This window comes from Pseudomonas sp. P1_C12, from assembly GCF_056406435.1.
Genome location: NZ_JBFUAE010000012.1, coordinates 1 through 23,894, shown reverse-complemented (window position 1 = coordinate 23,894; position 23,894 = coordinate 1). Strand labels below are relative to the sequence as shown.

General features: G+C 57.4%; 20 protein-coding genes and 4 pseudogenes. 6 read left to right on the top strand and 18 right to left on the bottom strand.

Annotated elements, in window-relative coordinates:
* Window positions 1–39 precede the first annotated feature (39 nt).
* The gene (gene cuyB / locus AC1D19_RS20110; RefSeq protein ID WP_477764298.1) at window positions 40–1,530 is read right to left on the bottom strand and encodes a cysteate racemase; all 1,491 of its coding nucleotides are present in this window, start codon (window positions 1,528–1,530) and stop codon (window positions 40–42) included.
* A 10-nt stretch (window positions 1,531–1,540) separates the two neighbouring features.
* Window positions 1,541–2,827: a dicarboxylate/amino acid:cation symporter gene (locus AC1D19_RS20105; protein ID WP_477764297.1), complete on the bottom strand. Its 1,287-nt coding sequence runs from the start codon at window positions 2,825–2,827 to the stop codon at window positions 1,541–1,543.
* A 229-nt stretch (window positions 2,828–3,056) separates the two neighbouring features.
* On the opposite strand from AC1D19_RS20105, the gene AC1D19_RS20100 reads away from it, so the two are divergent.
* Complete coding sequence (locus AC1D19_RS20100) at window positions 3,057–3,986, top strand: LysR substrate-binding domain-containing protein (RefSeq protein ID WP_477764296.1); 930 nt, start codon at window positions 3,057–3,059, stop codon at window positions 3,984–3,986.
* Window positions 3,987–4,560: 574 nt separating this feature from the next.
* Here the strand turns inward: AC1D19_RS20100 and AC1D19_RS20095 are convergent.
* Entirely contained in the window at window positions 4,561–4,980 is a 420-nt protein-coding gene (locus tag AC1D19_RS20095) for a winged helix-turn-helix transcriptional regulator (RefSeq protein ID WP_477764295.1), read from the bottom strand.
* Between the two features lie 56 nt (window positions 4,981–5,036).
* Between AC1D19_RS20095 and AC1D19_RS20090 the strand changes: the two genes are divergently transcribed.
* Window positions 5,037–5,444, top strand: coding sequence for a DoxX family protein (locus AC1D19_RS20090; protein WP_477764294.1), 408 nt, complete (start codon window positions 5,037–5,039; stop codon window positions 5,442–5,444).
* A gap of 12 nt (window positions 5,445–5,456) precedes the next feature.
* Window positions 5,457–6,200, top strand: coding sequence for an SDR family NAD(P)-dependent oxidoreductase (locus AC1D19_RS20085; protein WP_477764293.1), 744 nt, complete (start codon window positions 5,457–5,459; stop codon window positions 6,198–6,200).
* A 73-nt stretch (window positions 6,201–6,273) separates the two neighbouring features.
* Here AC1D19_RS20085 and AC1D19_RS20080 read toward each other — a convergent pair whose 3' ends face one another.
* The 3 genes from AC1D19_RS20080 to AC1D19_RS20070 all read right to left on the bottom strand — a co-directional run bounded on the left by AC1D19_RS20080 (window position 6,274) and on the right by AC1D19_RS20070 (window position 9,686).
* A complete protein-coding gene (locus AC1D19_RS20080; RefSeq protein WP_477764292.1) occupies window positions 6,274–7,473 on the bottom strand; it encodes an MFS transporter in 1,200 nt (399 codons plus the stop codon).
* An 86-nt stretch (window positions 7,474–7,559) separates the two neighbouring features.
* Window positions 7,560–8,582: an alpha/beta hydrolase gene (locus AC1D19_RS20075; protein WP_477764291.1), complete on the bottom strand. Its 1,023-nt coding sequence runs from the start codon at window positions 8,580–8,582 to the stop codon at window positions 7,560–7,562.
* 54 nt (window positions 8,583–8,636) lie between these two features.
* Entirely contained in the window at window positions 8,637–9,686 is a 1,050-nt protein-coding gene (locus AC1D19_RS20070) for an NAD(P)-dependent alcohol dehydrogenase (protein ID WP_477764290.1), read from the bottom strand.
* 165 nt (window positions 9,687–9,851) lie between these two features.
* Here AC1D19_RS20070 and AC1D19_RS20065 point away from each other — a divergent pair, with 165 nt between their 5' ends.
* Window positions 9,852–10,769, top strand: a complete 918-nt coding sequence (locus AC1D19_RS20065) for an AraC family transcriptional regulator (RefSeq protein ID WP_477764289.1) — start codon at window positions 9,852–9,854, stop codon at window positions 10,767–10,769.
* Window positions 10,770–10,811: 42 nt separating this feature from the next.
* A pseudogene (locus tag AC1D19_RS20060) lies at window positions 10,812–10,958 on the top strand (KUP/HAK/KT family potassium transporter); the annotation flags it as partial.
* Window positions 10,959–11,334: 376 nt separating this feature from the next.
* Here AC1D19_RS20060 and AC1D19_RS20055 read toward each other — a convergent pair.
* The 8 genes and pseudogenes from AC1D19_RS20055 to AC1D19_RS20020 form a co-directional block, all read right to left on the bottom strand.
* Window positions 11,335–12,099 carry an ABC transporter ATP-binding protein gene (locus tag AC1D19_RS20055; protein ID WP_046031503.1) on the bottom strand — a complete coding sequence of 255 codons (765 nt, stop codon included), beginning with the start codon at window positions 12,097–12,099 and terminating at the stop codon, window positions 11,335–11,337.
* A gap of 16 nt (window positions 12,100–12,115) precedes the next feature.
* Window positions 12,116–12,826, bottom strand: a complete 711-nt coding sequence (locus AC1D19_RS20050; RefSeq protein WP_477764288.1) for an ABC transporter permease — start codon at window positions 12,824–12,826, stop codon at window positions 12,116–12,118.
* A complete protein-coding gene (locus tag AC1D19_RS20045; RefSeq protein ID WP_477764287.1) occupies window positions 12,823–13,551 on the bottom strand; it encodes an ABC transporter permease in 729 nt (242 codons plus the stop codon). The genes AC1D19_RS20050 and AC1D19_RS20045 overlap by 4 nt, the downstream gene beginning before the upstream one ends.
* 55 nt (window positions 13,552–13,606) lie before the next feature.
* Entirely contained in the window at window positions 13,607–14,389 is a 783-nt protein-coding gene (locus tag AC1D19_RS20040) for a transporter substrate-binding domain-containing protein (RefSeq protein ID WP_477756848.1), read from the bottom strand.
* 658 nt (window positions 14,390–15,047) lie between these two features.
* Window positions 15,048–16,436: a DUF1254 domain-containing protein gene (locus AC1D19_RS20035; RefSeq protein WP_477764416.1), complete on the bottom strand. Its 1,389-nt coding sequence runs from the start codon at window positions 16,434–16,436 to the stop codon at window positions 15,048–15,050.
* Window positions 16,437–16,922: 486 nt separating this feature from the next.
* Window positions 16,923–17,111: pseudogene (locus tag AC1D19_RS20030) on the bottom strand (transporter); the annotation flags it as partial.
* Window positions 17,112–17,226: 115 nt separating this feature from the next.
* Window positions 17,227–18,678, bottom strand: coding sequence for a DUF1254 domain-containing protein (locus tag AC1D19_RS20025; RefSeq protein WP_477764415.1), 1,452 nt, complete (start codon window positions 18,676–18,678; stop codon window positions 17,227–17,229).
* Between the two features lie 94 nt (window positions 18,679–18,772).
* Window positions 18,773–19,165, bottom strand: a pseudogene (locus tag AC1D19_RS20020) (outer membrane protein transport protein); the annotation flags it as partial.
* Between the two features lie 363 nt (window positions 19,166–19,528).
* Here AC1D19_RS20020 and gbdR point away from each other — a divergent pair.
* The gene (gbdR, locus tag AC1D19_RS20015) at window positions 19,529–20,632 is read left to right on the top strand and encodes a choline metabolism transcriptional regulator GbdR (protein ID WP_477764286.1); all 1,104 of its coding nucleotides are present in this window, start codon (window positions 19,529–19,531) and stop codon (window positions 20,630–20,632) included.
* A gap of 112 nt (window positions 20,633–20,744) precedes the next feature.
* Here the strand turns inward: gbdR and AC1D19_RS20010 are convergent.
* The 4 genes and pseudogenes from AC1D19_RS20010 to AC1D19_RS19995 form a co-directional block, all read right to left on the bottom strand.
* Window positions 20,745–20,939, bottom strand: a pseudogene (locus AC1D19_RS20010) (helix-turn-helix transcriptional regulator); the annotation flags it as partial.
* A 59-nt stretch (window positions 20,940–20,998) separates the two neighbouring features.
* Complete coding sequence (locus AC1D19_RS20005; protein ID WP_477764285.1) at window positions 20,999–22,450, bottom strand: NAD(P)(+) transhydrogenase (Re/Si-specific) subunit beta; 1,452 nt, start codon at window positions 22,448–22,450, stop codon at window positions 20,999–21,001.
* A complete protein-coding gene (locus tag AC1D19_RS20000) occupies window positions 22,447–22,797 on the bottom strand; it encodes an NAD(P) transhydrogenase subunit alpha part 2 (protein WP_046042645.1) in 351 nt (116 codons plus the stop codon). Before AC1D19_RS20000 ends, AC1D19_RS20005 begins: the two co-directional genes overlap by 4 nt.
* 11 nt (window positions 22,798–22,808) lie before the next feature.
* The coding region (locus tag AC1D19_RS19995; RefSeq protein ID WP_477764284.1) for a Re/Si-specific NAD(P)(+) transhydrogenase subunit alpha at window positions 22,809–23,894 on the bottom strand (1,086 nt) is incomplete at its 5' end.

Genomic DNA, 23,894 nt, shown 5'->3' with positions numbered 1-23,894 from the left:
ACGAAGCTCCGCTCCAATCAAACTATACCTGTTGCTTGATTAGTGACTGGAAGGCTTGACCGTATTTTCACGGGCAAGCTCAATGCACTTCAATGCCAAAATGGTTGTCGGGTCGACCAATGCAACCTCATGATTTTTGATCATGTAGGATTCGCTATGCTCAAGCACCAGAGGTAGCTCCGTACAACCCAGGATTAGCACATCAGCGCCCAGTTCACACAAGTGCTCTGCGGCGATCAAGAGCTGGTCTTTACAGATGCCGTCTGTGAAACCCGCTTTGATTCCGTGGTCTCCATAAATCGACTCCATCACCAACGCTTGGTATTCAATGCCAGGGGTGATGATTTGAAGTCCTGCTCGCCGGGCAGCCACGTGATAGACCTGACTTTTAATTGTGCCGGACGTCGCTAGCAGCCCTACGGTTTTGCCAGCACCGTATCGCTGAACGATAGCCTCAACCGTCTCAGTCAACATATTCACTATTGGTACACGCAGGTGCGCCTGGATGCGCTCAACAAATGCATGAGCTGTATTGCACGGAATCGCTATGGCATTGGCGCTGGCGCTTTCCAGTCGCTTGCACGTTGCGTACATCGCCATCGTCGGGTCGGTTTCGTCATACAGCAGGTTGGCTGTGCGATCGGGGATCTGGGGGTTTTGTTCGACCACCATTTTGATGTGTTCCTGATCGCGACCTGCCGGTGTGTGCGCAACAACCTTCCCCATGAAATCAACCGTTGCCGCTGGCCCAACACCACCCACTATCCCAAGCTTGAATGGCGGACGGGTCGACTGGCCTTTCTCCAAGGTGGCGAAAGTGGCATAAATCTCGTTGATATCCAGGACAGTCAAGCCACGCCGTTGAAGATCACCGCAGACCAACGAGAGCTCAGTCATGCCAGGCAGGATGATTGCGGCCCCCTGATCCTGAAGCGAAAGGCAGGCCTGATAGACACACTCCAGAGGTACACCGTCAAGGTAACCATCCTTGATGCCATTAACGCCATACATCGCATCCATCAACCCGGACTGCTCGTTATCATTTGGATAAACGAGCTTGAAGTCATTGCCGAAATAGCGCTCAAACAGCCCTGAGTGCCGAACATAGTCAGACGCGATGATTCCCAACGTACTGCCGCATTCAGCGACATGATCCACGTGCTTGCGTAACGCCTCCATCATATCCAGAACGGGTATGCCAATTTCCTCCTGGATTTCCTCACGAAAGGTGTGACTGGCAAAACAAGGCAGTAAAACTGCATTGACTTCGCTGGCCTCGAACGTCTGGCAAACCTGAAATACGTAGAACTTTCTGGAGGTCATGCTGGCACCCCGATCCAGGGGCATCAGGACGTCTTTGAAGGGGTGTTGCTCAAAGAGGAAGTGATAGCGACCTTGATCCTCCAGAACAGCTCTGGATTTCACCAGTTTGTAGAAAAGATCGCCGCCGGCCAGTGAGCCAAGCCCGCCGACGATACCTAGTTTGCGAGCAAACGATGACCCGCTGGACGGCTTCGATTTACGTTTCATGTTTAGGTTCTCACGCGGTGGCTACAGTATGAATTGGGAGCGGAGACTCAGTGCCGGGCGCGTCTTCAGCCTCTTCATGTGGTTCTGATTTGGCAACCACGGCCGTCGCGATGCTATTGCCAACCACGTTGGTGGCAGTCCTGGCCATATCAAGGAATTGGTCAATGCCAAGGATCAACAAGATGCCGGCTTCGGGGAGGTTGAACATGGGTAATGTCGCCGCCACCACAACCACCGATGCTCGAGCTACACCCGCCATGCCCTTGCTGGTGATCATCAGCGTCAGCAATATGAGCAGTTGCTGTGTGAAGCTCAGGTCGACGTTGTAGGCCTGAGCAATGAACATGATGGCGAACGCTTGATACATCATTGAACCATCAAGGTTGAATGAGTACCCCAACGGTAGAACGAAGCTGGATACGCGTTTCGGCGCACCAAATTTCTCCAGTGCCTCCATGGTTTTCGGATATGCGGACTCGCTACTGGCAGTGGAAAATGCCAACAGAACAGGTTCGCGGATCAGCTTGCCCAAGCTAAACACTGAGCGCCCCAGGAACAGGTAGCCGGCAGCGAACAACACGCACCACAGAATCACAATGCCCAGGTAGAACTCGGCAATCAGTTTTCCGTAATCGACTATCAAGCCAAGACCTTGAGTGGTGATCGCCGAGGCGATGGCTGCGAAAACGCCGATTGGCGCGAAGGCCATGACGAAGTCCGTGACCTTGAACATCACCTTGGCCAGCTCTTCGATGCCATCGACAATCGTTGTGTAACCCGCTCGCTTCACACCAGCGAGGGCAAACCCGAAGAACAACGAGAACACCACGATTTGCAGGATTTCGTTGTTGGCCATGGCTTCAGCAATGCTGCGGGGAAACACGTGACTGATGAAAACCTTGAGGCTGAAATCCCCGGTGTTCACCACGGGGCTCGCCGCATGCTGGACGACCTCCATGTTCAGTCCTGCGCCGGGTTGGAACAGGTTGACCAGGCCCATGCCGATTGCCAGCGAGATCACCGAAGCGGTGACGAACCAGGCCATGGCTCGCAGGCCTATGCGCCCAACAGAGCGGGAGTTTCCCATGCTGGCAATGCCGCCAACCAAGGTGGCGAACACCAGAGGCGCGATGATCATCTTGATCATGCGTAAAAATATGTCGGTGACCATCGAGAAGTAAGACGCGATCTCTTTGGCGCTTTGTTCGCTCCCTGCGAGGTGGTGGCAGGCCCAACCGACAAGCACGCCCAAGGCGATGCCAATTGCGATCCGACGCGGAAGTTTATTTTTCTTCACGGAGCTTTCCTCAAGTGGTTTTTTTGCTTTTTTTACTTGGCAGGAGACAAGTGTCATTCGGTCGAAGCTCTGTGGCCTCGCACCAACGTTTTCGATTCTAGGGTCCGGCTTGGAAGGGCGTGATGAGTAATCCCGATAGCCTCATGCGCTTTTGGAATAGTTTTCGAAACTGCTGCTTCGCCCTGACTGGTGCGCAGTACACTGCTCATTCGGGGCATGAGGTGTCGGTATGCAAATCAAATGGCTGGATGATCTTCTGGCGGTCGCGGAGTGGAAGAATTTTTCTCGGGCTGCGCAGGTTCGCTGTGTGACCCAGTCGGCTTTGTCGAGGCGTATAAAGTCACTTGAAGAATGGGTAGGTGCGGAGTTGGTGGATCGTGGCACCTATCCTGTCCAACTGACCTCTGCTGGCCGCACATTTTGTGAAGAAAGCCGCGAGGCATTGGCGGGGCTAATGAGGCTGCGCTCAAGCCTTCGCGAGGTAGAGCGGATGCCAGGGCGATCGATCCAGGTCACTGCCGGCCACAGTCTGTCGATGACATTCCTGCCGAAATGGCTGAAGCAGTTTCAGCAGCACAATGAGCAATTCAATGCGCGGGTCGTTGCCGCCAACATCCACGACGCGGTCATATCTCTGGAGGAGGGGAGTTGTGATCTGATGATTGTCTATCATCACCCCTTGGCGCCCATTCTTCTCGATTCGGAAAAGTTCGGGAGTTTGACCTTGGGTCATGACGCGTTTATCCCTGTGTGCGCTCCTAATAGCGATGGGAATTCGCTGTATCCCTTACCGGGCACCTCCAGCAAAACAGTTCCTCACCTCGCTTATACAGCTACGACTTTTCTAGGTCGTGTTGCCGACATCGTCATAAAGAATGGCCCGACTGCATGCATGCTGGAGCGCTGCTACGAGGCGGATATGACAATGCTGCTGATGCGAATGGCAGTCGAGGGTTATGGGGTGGCATGGTTGCCACAAAGCGCTGTCATTGACGAGCTTCAACGAGGTCAGTTGGTGAAAGCGGGTGGTGATGAATGGAGCACGCGACTGGAGATACGCTCCTACTGCTCCATCACCAATGAGAACCCTACAATGCGCAGCTTATGGAAAACCCTCGAAGGCGCTTCCCGCGATCTCCATGGCAAAACAGCCAGTTGATCGAAGCTCGCAGGCGCGAAAAACATCCCTCAAGTATGGGTAATGACGTCTGCGCATCGGGTCATTCTGAAACGTCATCACCCGCTATTTTTTGGTTCTTCACGGAATCCCGGGGAACGCGTGCACCACCAAACAACGAGGTCGAGCGTTAGCTCGCCTCGCCTCGCGGTGCTGTTGCGGTGCACGCCCCCTCGTGAGACCGAACGTCAGGGGCAAGAGCCTTTGGTTACTTGGGGCCGGGCGGCGTTCCGCTCTTCCAAGTGACCCGCCGTAAGGGCGGAACCCTAAGTGGCCGTTACCGCAGCAATGAATATGTACACCAGGAAGAAAATGGTCGGCCGTCAGTTGCCATCGCTGGCAAGCCAGCTCCTACAGGTATCGGTGTTCCCCGGGATTGCGTGAAGAACCTATTTTTTGCGGGGGATGGCGCCGTATGTAGATATTGGGCCGGCCGCCAAATACAGTAGATTTGTGCGCATCGGGGTCAGGTCGACCGGGGCTGGTAACGCAGCTATTGGCGGCGATTAGTGGAGACCTGCTCGGGAGCGGTTAATCGGGTAACAACATTCAATGTCTAACTGCTTCTGGGTTTACGACCGCGCGAGCTTGGTTTCACCGGAACGCTTTTCCCATACTCGCTCCACCATAACGCGAGTGCTTCCATCGTTGGCCCGAGTGCACGGGCCTTTGCCGTCATCTCATATTCGACGCGCGGGGGCACTTGCGCGAAGACTGTTCGCGACACCAGGCCATCGTTTTCGAGTTCACGAAGTTGTGCCGTCAGCATGTGCTGGGTGATGCCGCTGATCGCCTTGCGAAGTTCTCCGAAGCGATAGATTCGCTGGTTCAACAACCACATGATTTCCAGCTTCCACTTGCCTGAGAGCAGCGCAAATGCACGGCGCATTTCCTCGTGCATATTGATCTGATCGTCATCAATAGTCTGGTTTTCCATACTAAGCACCACTTTTTCATCCTGCTTGTCGCTTTTCATATTAGGCGACATCTTTGACCTAAGTCGACGCATTAACGCTTGCTTAGGAAAACCCCATGATTGAAATCTACATTTATTGGATCAGTACGACACTGCTGTCGTTGTTGTATCTGGCCTCGGCGACTCTGTACCTGGTTAAAAGGGAATGGGTTCGTCAAGCACTCGCTGACCTCGGCTACCCCGCCAATCTGATGCCGATGCTCATTGCAGTGAAGATCCTGGCGGTGGTCGCCATTGTGTTGCGGATCAATGTGTCGCTTAGCGACCTGGCCTACGCCGGCATGCTTTATCACCTGCTGCTCTCAGCGTTTGCGCATATCAATGTCCGCAAGCCTGGTGGAGCCTTGCCGGCGGTTATTTGCCTCGTGTTGCTGATCGCTTCCTTCCTCACCCAAAACGCTGCTCGTGAATTGCAGTCACCCCACGGGCAAGTAACAACGACACATTTAATAACCCCCACATAACTGGAGATCAACATGTCCCGACTCAATGGAAAAGTAGCCATCGTCACTGGCGCCGGTCGTGGTATAGGCCGCGCTACTGCCCAGCTGTTTGCAGGAGAGGGCGCGAAAGTAGCCGTTGTTTCACGGACGGCTGAAAATGTCGCGGGTGTCGTCGCTGAGATCCAGGCAGCGGGCGGCATCGCCCTCGGCGTAGTCTGTGATATCGCCGATCCAGATCAAATCAAAGGCGCCGTTGAACAGGTCGTTGCTGAATATGGCCGGATCGACATCCTGGTGAACAATGCCTTCGACCCCTGCGCCGTCTTCTCATCGGTTCTCGATCTGTCAGCCGAGCAATTGCAACGCAATCTGGAAATGGGGCCGATTGCCTATCTGCGGACGATGCAAGCCTGCTACCCACACCTTAAAGCCAGCGGGGAGGGTAGAGTCATCAACTTTGCATCGTTGGCCGGTGTCATCGGCTTGCAGGGTTATGCCCCTTACAACATGGCAAAGGAGGCGGTGCGTGCCTTGACTCGCTCGGCGGCAAGGGAGTGGGGCGCAGACAAGATCACGGTGAACAATGTCATGCCGGTTGCGGACACTTGGGGGGCTGCTGCCAATGCGCCCGCACCCACCAACGCACTTGGCCGTTATGGATCACCCGAAGAGGACATTGCGCCGGTCGTGCTGTTCCTTGCCAGCAAGGATGCGCAGTTCCTGACAGGTTACAGTCTTACCCCTGACGGTGGCCAAATCATCGACAGCGCACGCTGACGGTCACGTCCAGTTTCCGAGCGCATGCTCAACCGAAACCACAAGACATGCCTTGGCGTGTCTTGCGGTTATTTCAAGCAATGCTGACCGATGCAACAGGCTCCCGCGATGCTGCGCGTGCAGCCAGGAAGGCAAGAACGGCCGCCACACCTAGCAAAGTGGCGCTCAATTCGAAGGTCGCTTGATAGCCGCTCGAGTCGAAGACCAGCCCGCCAACGGTTGCGCCAGACGCAATAGCGAGTTGGATGATCGCCACCATTAAACCGCCTCCCGCTTCAGCAGCGTCTGGCAACGTTCTCGCCAGCCATGTCCACCATCCCACGGGCGCTGCAGTCGCAACCAGTCCCCATGCGCCAAGCAAGACGGTCGTGGTGGTCGCCGAGCTACCGAATGAAACAAGCGCCAGTGCAATCATCGCCATGAAGATCGGGATGACGATGAGGGTTCGATGCAGGCCATTTTTCAAGAACGCTTCAATCAGGAAGGTTCCGGCAAGTCCCGCCAGGCCCAGAACGAGCAACATAAAAGACAGCATGGAGACACTGACGTGCGTGACCGTTTCAAGGAATGGGCGCAAATAGGTAAACAGCATGAACTGGCCCATGAAAAACACACTGACCGCGACCATGCCTAGCGCGACCGGTACGCTTTTCATCAATCTGAAGACGTTTCCAGTGCCTGAACCGCTTTGCGATTTCATCGGTGGAAGGCTTACAGACAGCCATACACAAGCGACTATCGCGACTGGGATGACGCACAAGAATGCACCGCGCCAGCCAATCAAGGCGCCGAGAAAACTGCCCAATGGTGCTGCAATCACAGTCGCCAAAGCGTTGCCGCCGTTGACGATTGCCATGGCACGTGTGACTTGGTCGTCAGGCACCAGGCGCATGGCGGTTGCCGCCGACAATGACCAGAAGCCACCTATCGCAATACCGATCAGCGCGCGGCCGATCATGAACACCCAGTAGTTCGGGGCGAACGCGACCACTGTTCCAGAAAGGATCATCAACAGCGTCAGTGAAAGAAGCAGCGGTTTGCGGTCGACCCGCGCCGCCACCAGCGGGATAAGAAGGCTGGTGAATAAGGCAAACAGCCCCGAAACGGAAATGCCCTGACCGGCTTGTCCTTCGGTGATATGCAGATCGGCGGCAATCGGTGTCAGCAGGCTGACGGGCATGAATTCCGATGCTACCAGCACGAAGGCGGCGAGCGACATGGCGAATACGGCACCCCATGATTTATGGGGCACTGGGGTGGTGTGATCAGTCATTGTTTGAATCCTGTATTGCGCGAAGCGTCGTAGCCCCGAGGACGAGGCTACGAGAGAAGCGATGCCCGGCCAGGGCACCGAACGGGCTACTTAAGGTTGCTTTTGAAGAACGTGGTCAACTTGGCGAATGGAATGAGGTTGACCCGGTCGTAGAGATCGACGTGGTTGGCGCCCGGAACGATGACCAGTTCTTTAGGTTCCGCTGCACGCTTGTAGGCATCTTCACTGTATTCACGAGAATGAGCCTCGACGCCCGTGATAAAGAGAAGTGGACGTGGCGAAATAGTCTCGATGTCTTCGAACGGGTAGAAATTGTAGAACTTCGCATTGGTGGTCAGTGTCGGCATGGTGGACGTCTGCGGCGATGCGCCGGCAGGGGTGACTTCACCGCGAGGAGTGCGATAGAAATCAAAAAACTCATCGCCTATCGCATTGCCTGTGAGCTTCAACGGGGCACCGGCGGTGTACTGGGTAGCGCCGCCAGTGAATTCCACATAGCGTTGTTCTGCAGCTTCGGCGAGTGCCGTGCGTTTCTGCTCTGGGGTCGTCGAATGACCCAAACCTTTGCGATAGAGGTCGCCGTGGTTGTACATGCTGACTGTTGCGATTGCCTTCAGTCGAGGGTCGATCTTGGCCGCGCTGATGACGAAGGCGCCGCTGCCGCAAATGCCGATGATGCCGATGCGCTCACGGTTAACGAAAGGCCGTGTGCCCAGGAAATCCACCGCCGCGCTGAAGTCCTCGGCGTAGATGTCCGGCGACACGGCTTGACGGGGCTGCCCCTCGCTTTCACCCCAGAACGAAAGATCAATCGCCAATGTCACGAAACCTTGCTCGGCGAGCTTCTGGGCATACAGGTTGGAGCTCTGTTCTTTCACCGCGCCCATTGGGTGCCCTACGATGATCGCGGGGTTCTTGATCTTGGGATCCACTCCTTTAGGAATGTAGAGGTTCCCTACAACGTTCATCTTGTATTGGTTTTTAAAGGTGACCTTTTCTGCGATGACCTTCTCGCTTTTGTAGAAGTTGTCAGCACCGTTAGACATGTCAGCTCCCATTGATGAGAAAGAGGCGATAAACAGCCCCAGGGCAAGAAAGAGTCTGTTCATTCGATATTCCTTACTTTTGGATGGTGTCCATTTGCGTTCTTGAATCTGAGGCGCTCAATCAACCAATGTGGAGTTGTCGATCACAAAGCGGTACTTGACGTCGCCCTTGAGCATCCGCTCATAGGACTCATTGATCTGATCGGCCCGCACCAGTTCGATATCGGAGACGATGCCGTGCTCGGAGCAGAAATCGAGCATCTCCTGTGTTTCGGGGATACCACCAATCATCGAGCCGGCAATCGTTCGGCGTTTCATGATCAGGTTGAATACGTTCGGCGATGGATGTGGTGAGGCGGGCGCACCGACCAGAGTCAGTGCCCCATCACGCTTGAGCAGCACCAGAAACGCATCGAGATCGTGGGGGGCTGCGACGGTGTTGAGAATGAAGTCGAAACTCTTGGTATGTGCAGCCATTTCTTCAGCGTTGCGCGATACGACGACCTCATCGGCGCCTAACGCCTTTGCCGCCTCGCGCTTGGATTCAGAGGTGGTGAACGCCACGACGTGGGCGCCCATCGCATGAGCCAGCTTGATGCCCATGTGGCCCAGGCCACCGATGCCGACCACGCCTATTTTCTTGCCTGGGCCGGCGTTCCAGTGGCGCAGAGGGGAGTAGGTAGTGATGCCCGCGCACAGCAGCGGAGCGACGGCAGCCAGTTGTGCCTCGGGATGGCGGATGCGCAACACGTAGCGCTCATGCACCACGATGTTTTGCGAGTAGCCGCCCAGCGTCCAGCCGGGTGCGTCCGGTGTCGGAAAGTTGTAGGTGCCGACCATTGCGTCGCAGTAGTTTTCCAGGCCTGTCTCACAGTCATCACAGTGTTTACAGCTGTCGACGACGCAGCCGACACCGACCAGATCGCCGACTTTGAAATCCGCGACATGCGCGCCCACCGCCGATACACGGCCGACAATTTCGTGACCCGGTACGCAGGGAAATTGCGTGCCTGCCCACTCGGCGCGCACTTGGTGCAAATCTGAATGGCAGATGCCACAGAAGGCGATATCGATCTGAACATCATGGGCTGCAGGCGTTCGGCGGCTGATCTGCATTGGCTCAAGGGGTTTGTCGCCCGCGTGAGCACCGTAGGCTTTGACAAGCATGGGAGCATCCTCGATGGGTTTGTCGGATGAACATTCTCCCGCTCTGGCCAGACCCTCTGTAGTGCATTGCGCTGGATTACTTGCCTGATTCTATGAGTCTCTGTTTTTTTGCAGGACGGTCGTGAGTTGGCGAGTTAGAGTTCAGGGAAGAGGTACAAGACGAATATGACGAACAAACCCGACACCGCTCCTCAACAGTTATCGCCACAAGAAGCGCTTGCGCAGATCATCGGCGCGCAGATCTCCAAACCAGGTGATTACGCAACGCCCATTGCAGGCCTCGGCTTTTTCAGGCGCGAACATCCAGCACCGCCCATCGTTTGCATGGTCGAGCCAAGCATCATCCTTGTCGCCCGAGGTGAGAAACAGCTCTGGGTAGGTGGCGAGGGCTACCCCTACGACACATCGCGGTTTCTGATCACCTCATTGGATTTGCCTGCCAATTCAGAAGTGCTGACGGCAAGCCCGGAACAACCATGCCTGGGGCTGACCTTGAAACTCGATCTGCGCATGCTGGCTGAGCTGATAGCGCAAAGTGACCTGCCGCCAACCCGTGATCGATCAGTTGCAAAGGGGGTAGGAATTGGCTCAGTGACCCCAGCGATGCTGGCCTCATTCGAGCGTTTATTGGCCCTGCTCGATGAGCCGGAGTCCATCCCTGTTCTTGCCCCCTTGATTCAGCGCGAGATTCACTACCGTCTCCTGCAGAGTGATCAGGCGAGCCGGCTTCGACAAATAACGTCTGTCGATGGCCAGGGTTATCGGATCGCGAAAGCCATCGATTGGTTGAAGTTGAATTACACCTTGGCGCTTCGCATTGATGAGCTTGCAGCCCGTGTGCAGATGAGCACTCCGACCTTTCACCACCACTTCCGCCAACTCACCGCAATGAGCCCCTTGCAGTACCAAAAATGGCTGCGACTGAATGAAGCAAGACGGTTGATGCTCAATGAACACCAGGACGTATCCAGCGCCGCTTTCAAGGTCGGCTATGAAAGCCCATCCCAGTTCAGCCGCGAATACAGCCGTCTGTTTGGCGTCCCCCCCAAGAGGGATATTGCGGTGTTGCGAGGGCAGGGGTAGCAACTGTTCATTCTCCGCGCCAACCACCAGGGTGAAGGCGGGATCATCGCTTCTCAAGCGGTGATTTCCGGTGCTTTCTCCCTGACTCGCCAAGCCATTCAGTTGGGTTATATCCCGCGCATGTTTATCCAGCACACATCCAGTCAGGAGCAAGGGCAGATTTACATCGGCACGGTTAACTGGGGAGTCGATTTCCGCCTGTTTGTTGCACTGGGTGTTCTCGACGTTGAGCGTGGGCGTTTTGAGGGTTGAGCCAGCGCCTTCGAGCGACCCTGCGGTTGCTCGAAGGCGCTCTAGGGGGCGTTCTCCATTAGTTTCCCTACCGCGTTGTCGCCTTAAAGCTGGCCAGGCAAGGCGTAGGCCGCTGGGAATGGTTGTTCCCTTTCCAAGGCCTGCAACGCAGCATGGCCAGCTTTAAGGCACAACCCGAAGGGCCGGGCCTGCTGTTGTGCAGGGCTGTGTTGCTCGAAGCTGATTTGGAATGACCAAACTGCGCTTCTCGCGCCTTGCCCTGCACAACAGCAGACCCGGCGCGGTAGGGAAACTAATTGAGAGCGCCCCCTAGTTACTTCAGGTTGCCGCTGAGGAACTGCTGCAGACGCTCACTTTTAGGGTTACCCAATACGTCCTCGGGCGCACCCTGCTCTTCGACCCGCCCCTGGTGCAGGAACAGCACCTGGTTCGACACTTTGCGCGCAAAGCTCATTTCGTGGGTCACCATGATCATGGTGCGGCCTTCTTCGGCCAGCCCCTGGATCACCTTGAGCACTTCTCCCACCAGTTCCGGGTCCAGGGCCGAAGTCGGCTCGTCGAACAGCATGATCTCCGGTTCCATGCTCAGGGCACGGGCAATGGCGACCCGTTGCTGCTGACCACCCGAGAGAAACGCCGGGTATTGATCGGCCACCCGTGCCGGCAAACCGACCTTGTCCAGGTAGCGCCGGGCGCGATCCTCTGCGTCCTTCTTGCTGACGCCCAGCACCCGGCGTGGGGCCATGGTGATGTTCTCGAGCACGGTCATGTGGCTCCACAGGTTGAAGTGCTGGAACACCATCGCCAGGCGGGTGCGGATGCGTTGCAGTTCATTGGCGTCGGCCACGCGCATGCCGTGGCGGTCATGGACCATTTGAATCGGCTGGTTGTCCAGGCTCATGGCGCCGTCATTGGGCGTTTCCAGGAAGTTGATGCAACGCAGAAAGGTGCTCTTGCCCGAACCACTGGCGCCAATCAGGCTGATCACATCGCCGGTCTTGGCGTTTAGCGAAACGCCCTTGAGGACTTCATGGTTGCCATAACTTTTGTGCAGGTTTTCAACGGTCAGTTTGTACATGAACAAGCATCCTGAATTAGTGAGCCGGGCCGAGGAAAGACAACCAACGGCGTTCAGCCAGGCGGAACAGGCCGACCAGAGAGAAAGTGACCGCCAGGTAGATCAACGCGGCGATGCCGAACGACTGGAAGGTCAGGAAGGTCGCCGAGTTGGCGTCCCGCGCAACTTTCAGAATGTCCGGGATGGTCGCGGTGAAGGCCACGGTGGTCGAGTGCAGCATCAGGATCACTTCGTTGCTGTAGTACGGCAACGAGCGACGCAAGGCCGACGGCATGATCACGTAGGCATACAGCCTCCAGCCTGTCAGTCCGTAAGCCTTGGCCGCTTCGACTTCACCGTGGGCCATGCTGCGGATTGCCCCGGCGAAAATCTCCGTGGTGTAGGCGCAGGTGTTCAGGGCGAACGCCAGGATGGTGCAGTTCATCGCATCGCGAAAGAACGCATCCAGCACGGGCTGAGCACGCACCGCGGCCAGGCTGTAAATGCCGGTGTAACAAATCAGCAATTGGATATACAGCGGCGTACCGCGGAACAGGTAGGTGTAGAACTGCACCGGCCAGCGCACCCAGACATTGGTCGAGACCCGGGCAATCGACAGCGGGATCGACATCACGAAGCCGAAGAAGATCGAGGCACTGAGCAGCCAGAGGGTCATGGCCAGCCCGGTGATGTGATTGCCGTCCTGGAACAGGAAAGGTTTCCAGTATTCCTGCAGTAGCTCGATCATCGCACGGCCTCCCGGGTGCCTGCGGCGTAGAAGATTTCCATCCGGCGCAAGGCGTAGTTCGAAACGGTGGTGATCACCAGATAGATCAAGGCGGCCAGAATCAGGAAGAAGAACAGCTGATAGGAGCTCTTGCCCGCGTCCTGGGCCACCTTGACCAGATCGGCCAGGCCAATGATCGACACCAGCGCGGTGGCCTTGAGGATCACCATCCAGTTATTACCGATGCCCGGCAGGGCAAAACGCATCATTTGCGGGAACACCACCAGGCGAAAGCGCTGAGCGCGGGTCAGGCCGTAGGCGGTAGCCGCTTCCATCTGCCCTCGCGGTACGGCGAGGATGGCGCCACGGAAGGTTTCGGTGAAATAAGCCCCGTAGATGAAGCCCAGGGTAATGACCCCGGCGCTAAAGGGATTGATTTCGATGTATTCCCATTCCATGAAATCGGTCAACGAGGTCAGCCAGGTTTGCAGGCTGTAGAATATCAGCAGCATCAGCACCAGGTCCGGCACCCCGCGGATCAGTGTGGTGTAGGCCTGCGCAGGGACGCGCAGCAGTGCCGATTTCGAAAGCTTGGCGCTGGCGCCGATCAGGCCCAGGCCAACGCTCACCAGCAAGCACAGAAAGGATAATTTGACAGTCATCCAGGAGCCTTGCAGCAACAGCGGGCCGAAGCCCTTAAGGCTGAAGCCTGACAGCCCCAGAATCATCAAGAGGTTTTCTAGCATTGGGCAGCCCTACGTCAATCAAAAAAGTGCCCATCCGGAAATGGGCGCAGGGTCATTATTTGCCGCTGTAGAGATTCAGATCGCCAAAGTGCTTCTGCTGGACGGCCGCATAGGTGCCATTGTCGTGCAGTGCCTGGATACCTTTGTTCAGCAAGGCTTGGAGCTCGGCGTTGCCTTTGGTCAGGCCCACGGCGGTTTTGGCTGGCAGCAGCGGGCTTTCGACCGGCTCGCTGACCTGGAAGTCAGCGCCTGGTGGCGACTTCAGGAAGCCCAGTTCGGCTTGCAGCATGTCCTGGATTGAGGCATCGAGGCGTCCGGAGATCAGGTCAGCGTACACCTGATCCTGGTTGGCGTAGGCCTGGGTCTCTACCCCGGCCTTGTCCAGCACGGCCTTGGCGTAGGCTTCCTGGATGGTGCCTTGCTCGTAGCCGACTTTCTTGCCCTTGAGGGAGGCCGGATCGGTGCCGATGGCCGCGCCTTTCTTGAATACCAGTGCGGTCGGGCCAGAGAACAGCTCGTTTGAGAAATCGATAACTTTCTCACGTGCTGGCGTGGCGGTCATGGAAGAGATCACGCCGTCGAACTTGTTGGCCTTGAGGCCGGGAATCATGCCGTCGAAGTCGCTTTCGACCCACTTGCACTTGACCTTCAGCTCTGCGCAGATCGCGTTACCCAGATCGATATCGAAGCCCACCAGGCTGCCATCGGCGGCCTTGGATTCGAACGGCGCATAAGAGGGGTCGACGCCAAAGCGCAACTCCTTGTACTCCTTGGCCAACGCAGAACCGGCAGCCACACACAAAGCCAATGCAGAAAGGGTGAGAAATGCTTTTTTCATTATTTTATTCCCTGGGACCATCGAAAGCGCTTGTGACGCAAGAGCACGGGTACTGCTTGGCAACATGTCTTATGCACACGCAGATACTTGTACAGACAAGCATATGCAATCACCCGGCCAATTCGCGGATTGGGCGTCTGAGAAAGCGCGTACAGCGCTCTGGGATGGGCTTTTCAGGCAGGTTAGCGCAGGGGGGGAGGCAGCCTGCGAGGCTGTTACCAAAGCAGGTTTTTACACACGATTGGGGTATGCGGTAACAAAGTGTGAGATTGAGGACGCCGGCTTTCCTGGCTCGATCCTTGATGCTCCAGCAGCATCGACGGTCAGAACGACGGAGTGTCATCGTAGGCATTGAGTGGTCATGTGTACGACGAGTTCGACCCGGGGAACATTGTTGTTCTCTGTTGGACGGTGGAAGGATTTACACGGTGCGTTAAGAGCATCGTGAACAGGCTGTGCTCACACCGTCCCCCTCTTGAGGAGGGGTATCCACCCAATTGCGTTGAATCGCGGCATGCGGAGTGCCGTGCAAATAACGCCAAAACAACAAGGTATACGGTTTGCGGCCACCGCCGGCCTTTGGGTAATCACAGCGGACGTAACGCCCCGGTTCAGCGGCGACGCGCCAGCGTCGTCCGCTGCACCGGTCGTCAGGTGCTCAATTGATTTTAACGATCTCGGGCGGACTCCACGTGCCTTTGCCAGGAGGCAGTACGGAAGGGGTTTCCGTCTTCGGCCAATACAGGCGCATCACCATGTAGATCAGATCATTCGGTGCGGGCAGCCAGTTGCCTTCCTTGTCCGCGCCGGGTGAGTCCTTCTGGACGTAGAGCGTCAACGAGCCGTCTGCATTCTTCTTCATGTCGGGTAGCATCGGCGAGTTGATGAGGTAGCGATTGATCGGATTCTTGATCAGCAGTTGCGACTTGCCGTCGTACATGGTCACCGACCAGAAGGCGTTGACCGGCGGGAGCTGTCCAGCGGGAAAGGTGATGGTGTAGTTGTGCTTGCTGCCGTCAAGCGGCTTACCATCGGACAGGACCTTGGCCATCGGATACGTCGCCTCTTCGGCGTCGTTGGCATAGATGCCCGCTTGTGCGATGGCGGCACGCTTTAGCCAATCACCATTGTAGAACGCGGCATCACCGCCGGAACTCACGATGTTCCAGCCATTGACCTGCGTGCCGAGATGATTGACTGCATTCTGGACCTTCGTATGCCCAGCCTGCATGCCCTCAACCACTGCGGCCTTTTGCTCGGCGGAGAGTTCCTGGAAGTTGAAGTCCTTGCCGGCGCCAATGCCCATACGGGCCAGCCTCGCGCGGATCGCCACCTCATCCGGTGTGGCCGGGGCAAACTGCAACGCAAAGCCCAGATACTTGAAGAAGTCGGTCTTCACGAGGTCCTTGTCGAACTTCGGAAAGTTGATCGCCGGCGCGGCAGGCGGCGCGGGCTGCTTGAGATAAGCCGATAACGGCTGGGCCGCATAACCGGACTGGATCTTTTCGACGTTTGGCATGTCCGCCGGATTGAAGAGCTGGGTGCGAAAGATCACGAAGAGGAGTTGTGTACTGGAACGAAACACCTTCTTGATTCCTGGCGGGGTCACACCCTTCCAGTCTGGGCCGACCACCAGGTAATCGCCGGCTTCGCTGCCGGTGGTGCGGCTGCCGATGTAACCGAAGTTGTTGGTGCTGTTATCAATTAGCTGCACCGAGTAGTACCGCGGTTTCTCCACCGTCGGCACCGACAGCACGATCGGCTCGCTACGCAGGTCCATAAACATCAAGGAATACGGCGTGTCGCTGTTCGGCGAGACGATGGCCGTGTCCTTGTAGCTAAAGACATTGTGCATGCTGTGAATGTGGTTGAACGGCGCCTTGTACTGGCCGGAGCTCTTGTCCACGGCATAGTCGTACATGGTCGCGTAGTTCATCACGATGGGCAGACCGTAGATGTAGCCTTCCTCGGCGATGGCTTTCGTTTCGGCGGGAGTGATGTCCGCTGCTTGGGCGTGCGTAAATCCAAAGGACGCGAGCAATACCATCGCACAGCCAAATGTTCTCGGTAGTGTGGTTATCATGAACCTGAAACTCCATTTTTCGCATTAGATGATTGAGTCGGCCAGCTAACTGCTAATCAGGCGATATTCAATGTCGCCTTTACTCACGACTTGATATCTCATAACGCTCCTTGTCTTGCTGTAAGGCTATGTTTTTCTTGATGTTTGTCGACGCGAGCGCGACACTGATCGAGGAGAAACACGACGGATGGCAAGCACAGACTGCTCGGTCAGTATAAGCAGCAAATCAAACAACGCTGCTGACATGACAGCAACGTGTCCTCTGACTTCTGGCTGGGTAGCGAATTTTCGTGCCAGCCAGCATGGCTAGACACTGATGTGCCCTCCAAGGCGGGAATCCTGATGATCTTGATTCATATCTATCCTCATCAAGGGGGGCAACTTCTCGAATTTCACCGAGTCGCAGGCGCTCAACCATTCGAGCGCTAAAAGTGAATCTTACGGATAGTTTCACTTAGGAAAGAGTAGTGTGTACGCCACCCGAAAGCCCCAGCCGTGTGCACCATCTTCAGGACTGTCCGCCCAGTATCGCGGCCCCACCTGAAGGCTCATGGGCTGCTTGCCGACTTTGAACAATTGCGTCACGAACAGGTTGATCGGCACATTCCACTCCCTGGCTTCCCAGTCGTAAGTGGATTCTGCTATTCAAGGTCAGACCCTGTGGCCTCAGCCCTTTCGGCAATAGGGCCCGCTGGATCTCTGCCTGAGCAATCGAACGACTGCTTGCCAACTGCAAGCAGTCGCAAGCGTCGCGTTACTTCGATGCCACCACTGCCGGCGGCTGCCAGCTACCGGCGCCAGCGGGAAGAATCGAAGGCTGCGTGGCCTTCGGCCAATACAGGCGCATCACCAGATAGGCCGTGTCGTCAGGCGCCGGCAACCAGTTGGCTTCCTTGGTCTTGCCCGGCGAATCCTTCTGGATGTACAGGGTCAGCGAACCGTCCGCGTTTTTCTTCATGGCCGACAGCATCGGCGAATTGATCAGGTAGCGGTTGAGCGGATTCTTGATCAGCAGCTGGCTCTTGCCGTCGTACATGGTCACCGACCAGAAGGCATTGACGGGTGGCAGTTTGCCGGCGGGGAAGGTGAGCGTGTAGTTGTGCTTGCCGGTATTCAACGTCTGGCCGGTGCCATCGGTACGCGTAATGGGGTACATCGCCTCGGCGGCGTCATTACCGTACAGACCAGCCTTCGCGGCGCCAGCCCGCATCAGCCAGTCGCCTTTGTAGAACGCCTGGTCGCCGAAGAACGCGCCGACGCTCCAGCCGTTGATATTCTTCATTCCGCTCGAGAGGAACTTGTCGACCTTCTCGTCGCCGGCCTTCATCCCGAGCAGGACCACGGCCTTGTGCTCGAGCGAGAGGTCTTTGATTTCGAAGTTCCGGCCGGGGCCTACCCCGATGCTGGCCAGCCTGGCACGGATCTCCTTGTCCTCCGCTGATGCTGGCACATACTGCAGCGCCGCCGACAGGTACTCGAAGAAGTTGGCCTTGATACCTTCCGTGGTAGCCGGCAGGAAATCAATCTTCGACGCAGCGGGCGGCGCGGGTTGATGGAGGAAGGCGGACAGTGGCTGGAGCTTGTAACCCGCCTGCAGCTTCTCGACATTCGGCATGTCGGCTGGATTGAACAACTGGGTGCGGATCAACGTCAGTGCGAAAGGGGTCGTGGAGCTGAACACCTTGTCGATGCCAGGGGGAGTCGCACCCTTCCAGTCGGGGCCTGCAATCAGATAGCTCCCGGGTGCGCTGGCCGTTGCCCGGCTGCCGATGTAACCGTAGTTATAGGTGTTGCCGTCGATCAGTTGCACCGAGTAGTAGCGCTTTTTGGAAACTGCCGGCACGGTGATTACGAGAGGCTCTGCGCGCAGGTCGGCCCAGAGAAAGGAGTACGGCGTGTCGCTGTTGGGTGTAATGATGGCCGTGTCAGCTGGCGTCGCGACCTTATGATCGTTGTGCAGTTGGTTGAAGGGGGCCTTGAACTGGCTGGACCTGGAGTCCACCGCGAACTCGTTCATCACGGCGTAGTTCATGACCAGCGGCAAGCCGTAGATAAAGCCTTCCTCAGCGATCGCCTTGGTCTGCTCGAGACTTGGCGCAGGTACGCCCTTGGCCACATCCGCCTTGTCTGCCTGCGCGATCGGATCGTTCTTGCTCGCACACCCCGCGAAAAGCGTTGAACCCACGACGACGACCGCCGCAGCCATTGTCCAGCCCCTGTTAGACTTCCTGTTCATTTCCACCTCGTTGGTTTTGTGCAAGCTGGCGTTGTTAGCGTCCATGTGAACCGGTTCTGGAAGTGTCTACGTCAATGCCGATGTCGCCGAATTTCGACCAATCCTGCCAATTGACTGTGGCCAGAATAGACCATTGCGTATCCAGTTGATGGCTGATGAAGAAACTGCCACCCGGTATGGGATTGAGCGCGTTACCACTGTCGGTGCCCGGTGTATTGGTTTCACTGTCTTTATCGAACGATAAGTCACCAAAAAGAACCTGAGCGCCAGCGCAGATCTGTGTTCCGCTGAGGTAGCTCAAGCCTGCGGGGTTGCTGGCGATGGTCGAAGGGCCTTGTGCCCGGGCCGCTGCACCGGCATTGGCCAGTCCAACGTTGTCGGTGGCGATTTCGTACAACATCAGGCCACCGGCAACACTGCGGCCACTGGTAAAGACCGGGTATAGGCCGCCATGCACCGTCGCGGCGCATACTTCAGGTTGCTGCAATCACTAACGTCATCGCCCACTGTTCTTTTCGAAAACCGACCTGTGCATGTCGGTAGCAAGCAAGTTGTCGTTTTCGGCCATTCCCTCCCAAAAACGCTACCTTATTGCTCACCGCCAATGAGTAGAGCGGTTGACCACATCTCCTTCGCTTTTAACCTTACCCCTTGCGATCATCGAGATAGAGACATCGGCATGTCGTTTTTTGAACGCATGGAAGGATTCATTGAAGTCAGGTGTGAGTTTTGCAGGTAAATACAAATAGCTCGCCGGACGAGCAATAAAAAGAGCCTGCGCCTGAGGCCGTTTACCCGCTTTGTGTGAGGAGATACCGCGATGACGACGTTCAACTCCGGGGCCCAACCCCAGAACCGTGCGCCTCAATCCATCGGCTTTCTGCTGCTGGACAATTTCACGCTGATTTCCCTGGCGTCCGCCGTGGAACCCCTGCGCATGGCGAATCAGTTATCCGGCCGCGAGCTGTATCGCTGGACCACGCTCACAGTCGATGGCGGTCAAGTCTGGGCCAGTGACGGTCTGCAGATCACGCCTGACGCCGCCATGCACAAAGCGCCGCCGCTCGACATTGTGATTGTCTGTGGCGGGATCGGAATTCAACGCACGGTGACCCGCGCACACGTGTCATGGCTGCAGAGTCAGGCACGTCAGTCCAAACGCTTGGGTGCGGTGTGCACCGGTAGCTGGGCGCTGGCCGGTGCCGGCTTGCTGGATGGATTCGATTGTAGTGTGCACTGGGAATGCCTGGCGGCGATGCAGGAAGCCTTTCCTCGGGTGAGCATGAGCACCCGGCTGTTCACCCTCGACCGGAACCGCTTCACCAGCTCCGGCGGCACCGCGCCACTGGATATGATGCTGCACCTGATCAGCCGCGATCACGGGCGTGAGTTGTCGGCCGCCATCTCGGAAATGTTCGTCTACGAGCGCATTCGCAACGAGCAGGATCACCAACGCGTGCCACTCAAGCACATGCTCGGCACCAACCAGCCGAAGTTGCAGGAAATCGTGGCGCTGATGGATGCCAACCTCGAAGAGCCGATCGATCTCGACGAACTGGCGGTGTACGTCGCCGTTTCGCGACGTCAGCTGGAGCGGCTATTCCAGAAGTACCTGCACTGCTCGCCATCGCGTTACTACCTCAAGCTGCGCCTGATCCGCGCGCGGCAATTGCTCAAGCAAACGCCGATGTCGATCATCGAAGTGGCGTCGGTCTGTGGTTTCGTGTCCACGCCGCACTTCTCCAAGTGCTACCGCGAGTACTACGGCATTCCGCCACGCGACGAGCGTGTAAGTTCCAACACCACACAACAAATGGCGATGACGCCGCTGCCACAGGCCCTGGTGCTGTCGCCGTTGTCCGGACCGTTGTCGGCACTCAGTCAAGCCCGCAATGAGTCGACGTTTGCCAGTGTAAGGCTCTAGACCGAGGCGATCTTTTGATTTTCTGTCAGCCGTGGTCGGTTGATGGAGTGATTGTGAGCCGCAGAGTCGCATTGCCCTGCGGCGCCGTCACTTTGGTTTGAGCTATCGAATATCAGCTTCGAAATCCAAGCGTCGTTGACGGTGCTTCGCCAAAACGTTTTTTGTATTCCTGGGCAAAACGTCCCAAATGGGCAAAGCCCCATTTGAAGGCGATATCGGTTACCGACGCATCATGACTTTGATTGCTCAATTCGAGATGCACCTGCTCCAATCGCAGGTTGCGCAGATAGGCCATGGGCGTGGTATCGCAAAAATCGCCCCGGCCTATTAAAGGCCGAGGTTTTTTGGGAGGGCGCTGGAGCATGTTTACTCGACGGCCTTGACCATGTCTTCGATGACCTTTTTCGCGTCGCCGAACACCATCATGGTTTTATCCAGGTAGAACAGCTCGTTATCCAGGCCGGCATAGCCGCTGGCCATCGAGCGCTTGTTGACGATGATGGTCTTGGCCTTGAACGCCTCGAGGATCGGCATGCCGGCAATCGGCGATTTCGGATCGTTCTTCGCCGCCGGGTTGACCACGTCGTTGGCACCGAGCACCAGCACCACGTCGGCCTGGCCGAACTCGGAGTTGATGTCGTCCATCTCGAACACCTGGTCGTAAGGCACTTCGGCCTCGGCCAGCAACACGTTCATGTGGCCGGGCATACGACCGGCAACCGGGTGGATCGCGTACTTCACGGTCACGCCGCGATGGGTCAGCTTCTCGGTCAGTTCCTTCAGCGCATGCTGTGCCCGCGCGACCGCCAGGCCGTAGCCCGGCACGATGATCACGGTGTCGGCGTTGGTCAGCAGGAAGGTCGCGTCGTCAGCCGAACCGGATTTCACCGGACGGGCTTCTTTCGAACCCGCCGGGCCGGCCGCATCCGTCGTATTGCCGAAACCGCCGAGCAGCACGTTAAAGAAGGAGCGGTTCATCGCCTTGCACATGATGTACGAGAGGATCGCACCGCTCGAGCCTACCAGCGAACCGGCGATGATCAGCATCGAGTTGTTCAGCGAGAAGCCGATGCCCGCCGCTGCCCAGCCGGAGTAGCTGTTGAGCATCGACACGACCACGGGCATGTCGGCGCCCCCGATCGGGATGATGATCAGCACGCCGAGCACGAAGGCCAGCGCCAGCATCACGGCGAAAGCGGTGTAGTCGCCGGTGAGCATGAAGGTCACGCCCAGGGCCAGTGTGGTCAGGCCCAGCAGCAGGTTCAGCTTGTGCTGGCCACTGAACTGTACCGGTGCACCCTGGAACAGGCGGAACTTGTACTTGCCCGCCAGCTTGCCGAAGGCAATGACCGAACCGGAGAAGGTGATTGCACCGATGGCGGCACCGAGGAACAGTTCCAGGCGGTTACCGGCCGGGATCGCGTCACCCAGTTGCGCAACGATACCCAGCGACTGCGGCTCGACCACGGCGGCCACGGCGATGAACACCGCCGCCAGGCCGATCATGCTGTGCATGAAGGCGACCAGTTCGGGCATCTTGGTCATTTCGACGCGTTTGGCCATGATCGAACCGGCCGTGCCGCCGATCAGCAGGCCGACGATCACGTAGACGATACCGACTTGGGCGCCGCCTTGTGCAAAAGAGAGCGCGCCSAGCTTGTAGATCARGCCGAYWGTGGTGAGGATCGCCAGGCCCATGCCGAGCATGCCGAACAGGTTGCCGCGSCGCGACGTGGTGGGGTGCGAGAGGCCCTTGAGCGCCTGGATGAAGCAGACCGAGGCRATCAAATACAGGGAAGTAACCAGGTTCATGCTCATGCTTGCTGCACCTCGGCCTTGACTGCGGCGGCCTTGGCAGCCGGAGCTTTGGCCGCTTTTTTCTTGAACATTTCCAGCATGCGCCGGGTCACCAGGAAGCCACCAAACACGTTGACCGCGGCCAGGGCCACGGCCAGGGTGCCCATGGTCTTGCCCAGCGGGGTCACGGTGAGGGCGGCGGCGAGCATGGCGCCGACGATCACGATGGCCGAGATGGCRTTGGTCACCGCCATCAGTGGCGTGTGCAGTGCCGGTGTGACGTTCCAGACCACGTGGTAGCCGACATAGATCGCCAGCACGAAGATGATCAGGTTGTAGATACCGTGAGAGATCAGCATGTCTTCCATTGTTTTTATCCTCAGCCGTTCTTGCGCACGATCTGGCCGTCGCGGCACATCAGGCACGCGGCGACGATATCGTCTTCAAGGTTGATCACCAGTTGTCCTTCTTTATCGAACAACAGTTTCATGAAGTCCAGCAGGTTGCGGGCGTACAGCGCCGAAGCATCGGCCGCCACGGCGCTGGCCAGGTTGGTYGGGCCAACGATGGTCACGCCATTTTCGACGACCACCTGATCGGCCACGGTCAGCGGGCAGTTACCGCCCTGGGCGGCCGCGAGGTCGATGACCACCGAGCCCGGTTTCATCTGGGCCACAGTTTCCGCGCTTAGCAGTGTCGGTGCCTTGCGGCCGGGAATCAGCGCGGTGGTGATGACGATGTCAGCCTGCTTGGCGCGTTCGTGYACRGCCGCGGCCTGGCGCTGCATCCAGCTGGCCGGCATCGGGCGGGCGTAACCGCCGACACCGACGGCGCATTCACGCTCTTCATCGGTCTCGTAAGGCACGTCGACGAACTTGGCGCCGAGGGATTCGATCTGCTCTTTCACCGCAGGACGCACGTCAGACGCTTCGATCACCGCACCCAGGCGTTTCGCGGTAGCGATGGCCTGCAAACCCGCTACACCAGCGCCGAGAATCAGCACGCGCGCTGCTTTCACAGTGCCCGCAGCGGTCATCAGCATTGGCATGAACCGCGGATAATGATGAGCGGCCAGCAACACCGCCTTATAGCCGGCGATGTTGGCTTGCGAGGACAGCACATCCAGGCTCTGTGCGCGGGAGGTACGCGGCGCGGCCTCCAGGGCGAAGGCGGTAATACCGCACTCAGCCAKCTTGGCGATGGTTTCGTTGCTGAACGGGTTGAGCATCCCCACCACGACGGTGCCGCTTTTAATCAGCGCCAGCTCGCTGTCGCTGGGCGCGACCACCTTCAAAATCAGCTCTGCACCAAACGCGTCATTGGCGCTGCCAATGGTTGCGCCTGCCGCTTCATAGGCACTGTCGACTACGCTGGCATTGACGCCGGCGCCGCTTTGTACAGTGACCTTATGACCCTGGCTGATCAGCTTCTTGATGGTTTCCGGGGTTGCAGCAACCCGTGTTTC

What these genes read in the sequence shown, in the direction of transcription:
- AC1D19_RS20055 (WP_046031503.1), bottom strand. Translation starts at nt 12,099, where the DNA reads ATGTACAAACTGACCGTTGAAAACCTGCACAAAAGTTATGGCAACCAT.
- gbdR (WP_477764286.1), top strand. Translation starts at nt 19,529, where the DNA reads ATGACGACGTTCAACTCCGGGGCCCAACCCCAGAACCGTGCGCCTCAA.
- AC1D19_RS20045 (WP_477764287.1), bottom strand. Translation starts at nt 13,551, where the DNA reads ATGCTAGAAAACCTCTTGATGATTCTGGGGCTGTCAGGCTTCAGCCTT.
- AC1D19_RS20095 (WP_477764295.1), bottom strand. Translation starts at nt 4,980, where the DNA reads ATGAAAAGCGACAAGCAGGATGAAAAAGTGGTGCTTAGTATGGAAAAC.
- AC1D19_RS20085 (WP_477764293.1), top strand. Translation starts at nt 5,457, where the DNA reads ATGTCCCGACTCAATGGAAAAGTAGCCATCGTCACTGGCGCCGGTCGT.
- AC1D19_RS20100 (WP_477764296.1), top strand. Translation starts at nt 3,057, where the DNA reads ATGCAAATCAAATGGCTGGATGATCTTCTGGCGGTCGCGGAGTGGAAG.
- AC1D19_RS20025 (WP_477764415.1), bottom strand. Translation starts at nt 18,678, where the DNA reads ATGGCTGCGGCGGTCGTCGTCGTGGGTTCAACGCTTTTCGCGGGGTGT.
- AC1D19_RS20050 (WP_477764288.1), bottom strand. Translation starts at nt 12,826, where the DNA reads ATGATCGAGCTACTGCAGGAATACTGGAAACCTTTCCTGTTCCAGGAC.
- cuyB (WP_477764298.1), bottom strand. Translation starts at nt 1,530, where the DNA reads ATGAAACGTAAATCGAAGCCGTCCAGCGGGTCATCGTTTGCTCGCAAA.
- AC1D19_RS20090 (WP_477764294.1), top strand. Translation starts at nt 5,037, where the DNA reads ATGATTGAAATCTACATTTATTGGATCAGTACGACACTGCTGTCGTTG.
- AC1D19_RS20070 (WP_477764290.1), bottom strand. Translation starts at nt 9,686, where the DNA reads ATGCTTGTCAAAGCCTACGGTGCTCACGCGGGCGACAAACCCCTTGAG.
- AC1D19_RS20040 (WP_477756848.1), bottom strand. Translation starts at nt 14,389, where the DNA reads ATGAAAAAAGCATTTCTCACCCTTTCTGCATTGGCTTTGTGTGTGGCT.
- AC1D19_RS20035 (WP_477764416.1), bottom strand. Translation starts at nt 16,436, where the DNA reads ATGGTATTGCTCGCGTCCTTTGGATTTACGCACGCCCAAGCAGCGGAC.
- AC1D19_RS20075 (WP_477764291.1), bottom strand. Translation starts at nt 8,582, where the DNA reads ATGAACAGACTCTTTCTTGCCCTGGGGCTGTTTATCGCCTCTTTCTCA.
- AC1D19_RS20065 (WP_477764289.1), top strand. Translation starts at nt 9,852, where the DNA reads ATGACGAACAAACCCGACACCGCTCCTCAACAGTTATCGCCACAAGAA.
- AC1D19_RS20080 (WP_477764292.1), bottom strand. Translation starts at nt 7,473, where the DNA reads ATGACTGATCACACCACCCCAGTGCCCCATAAATCATGGGGTGCCGTA.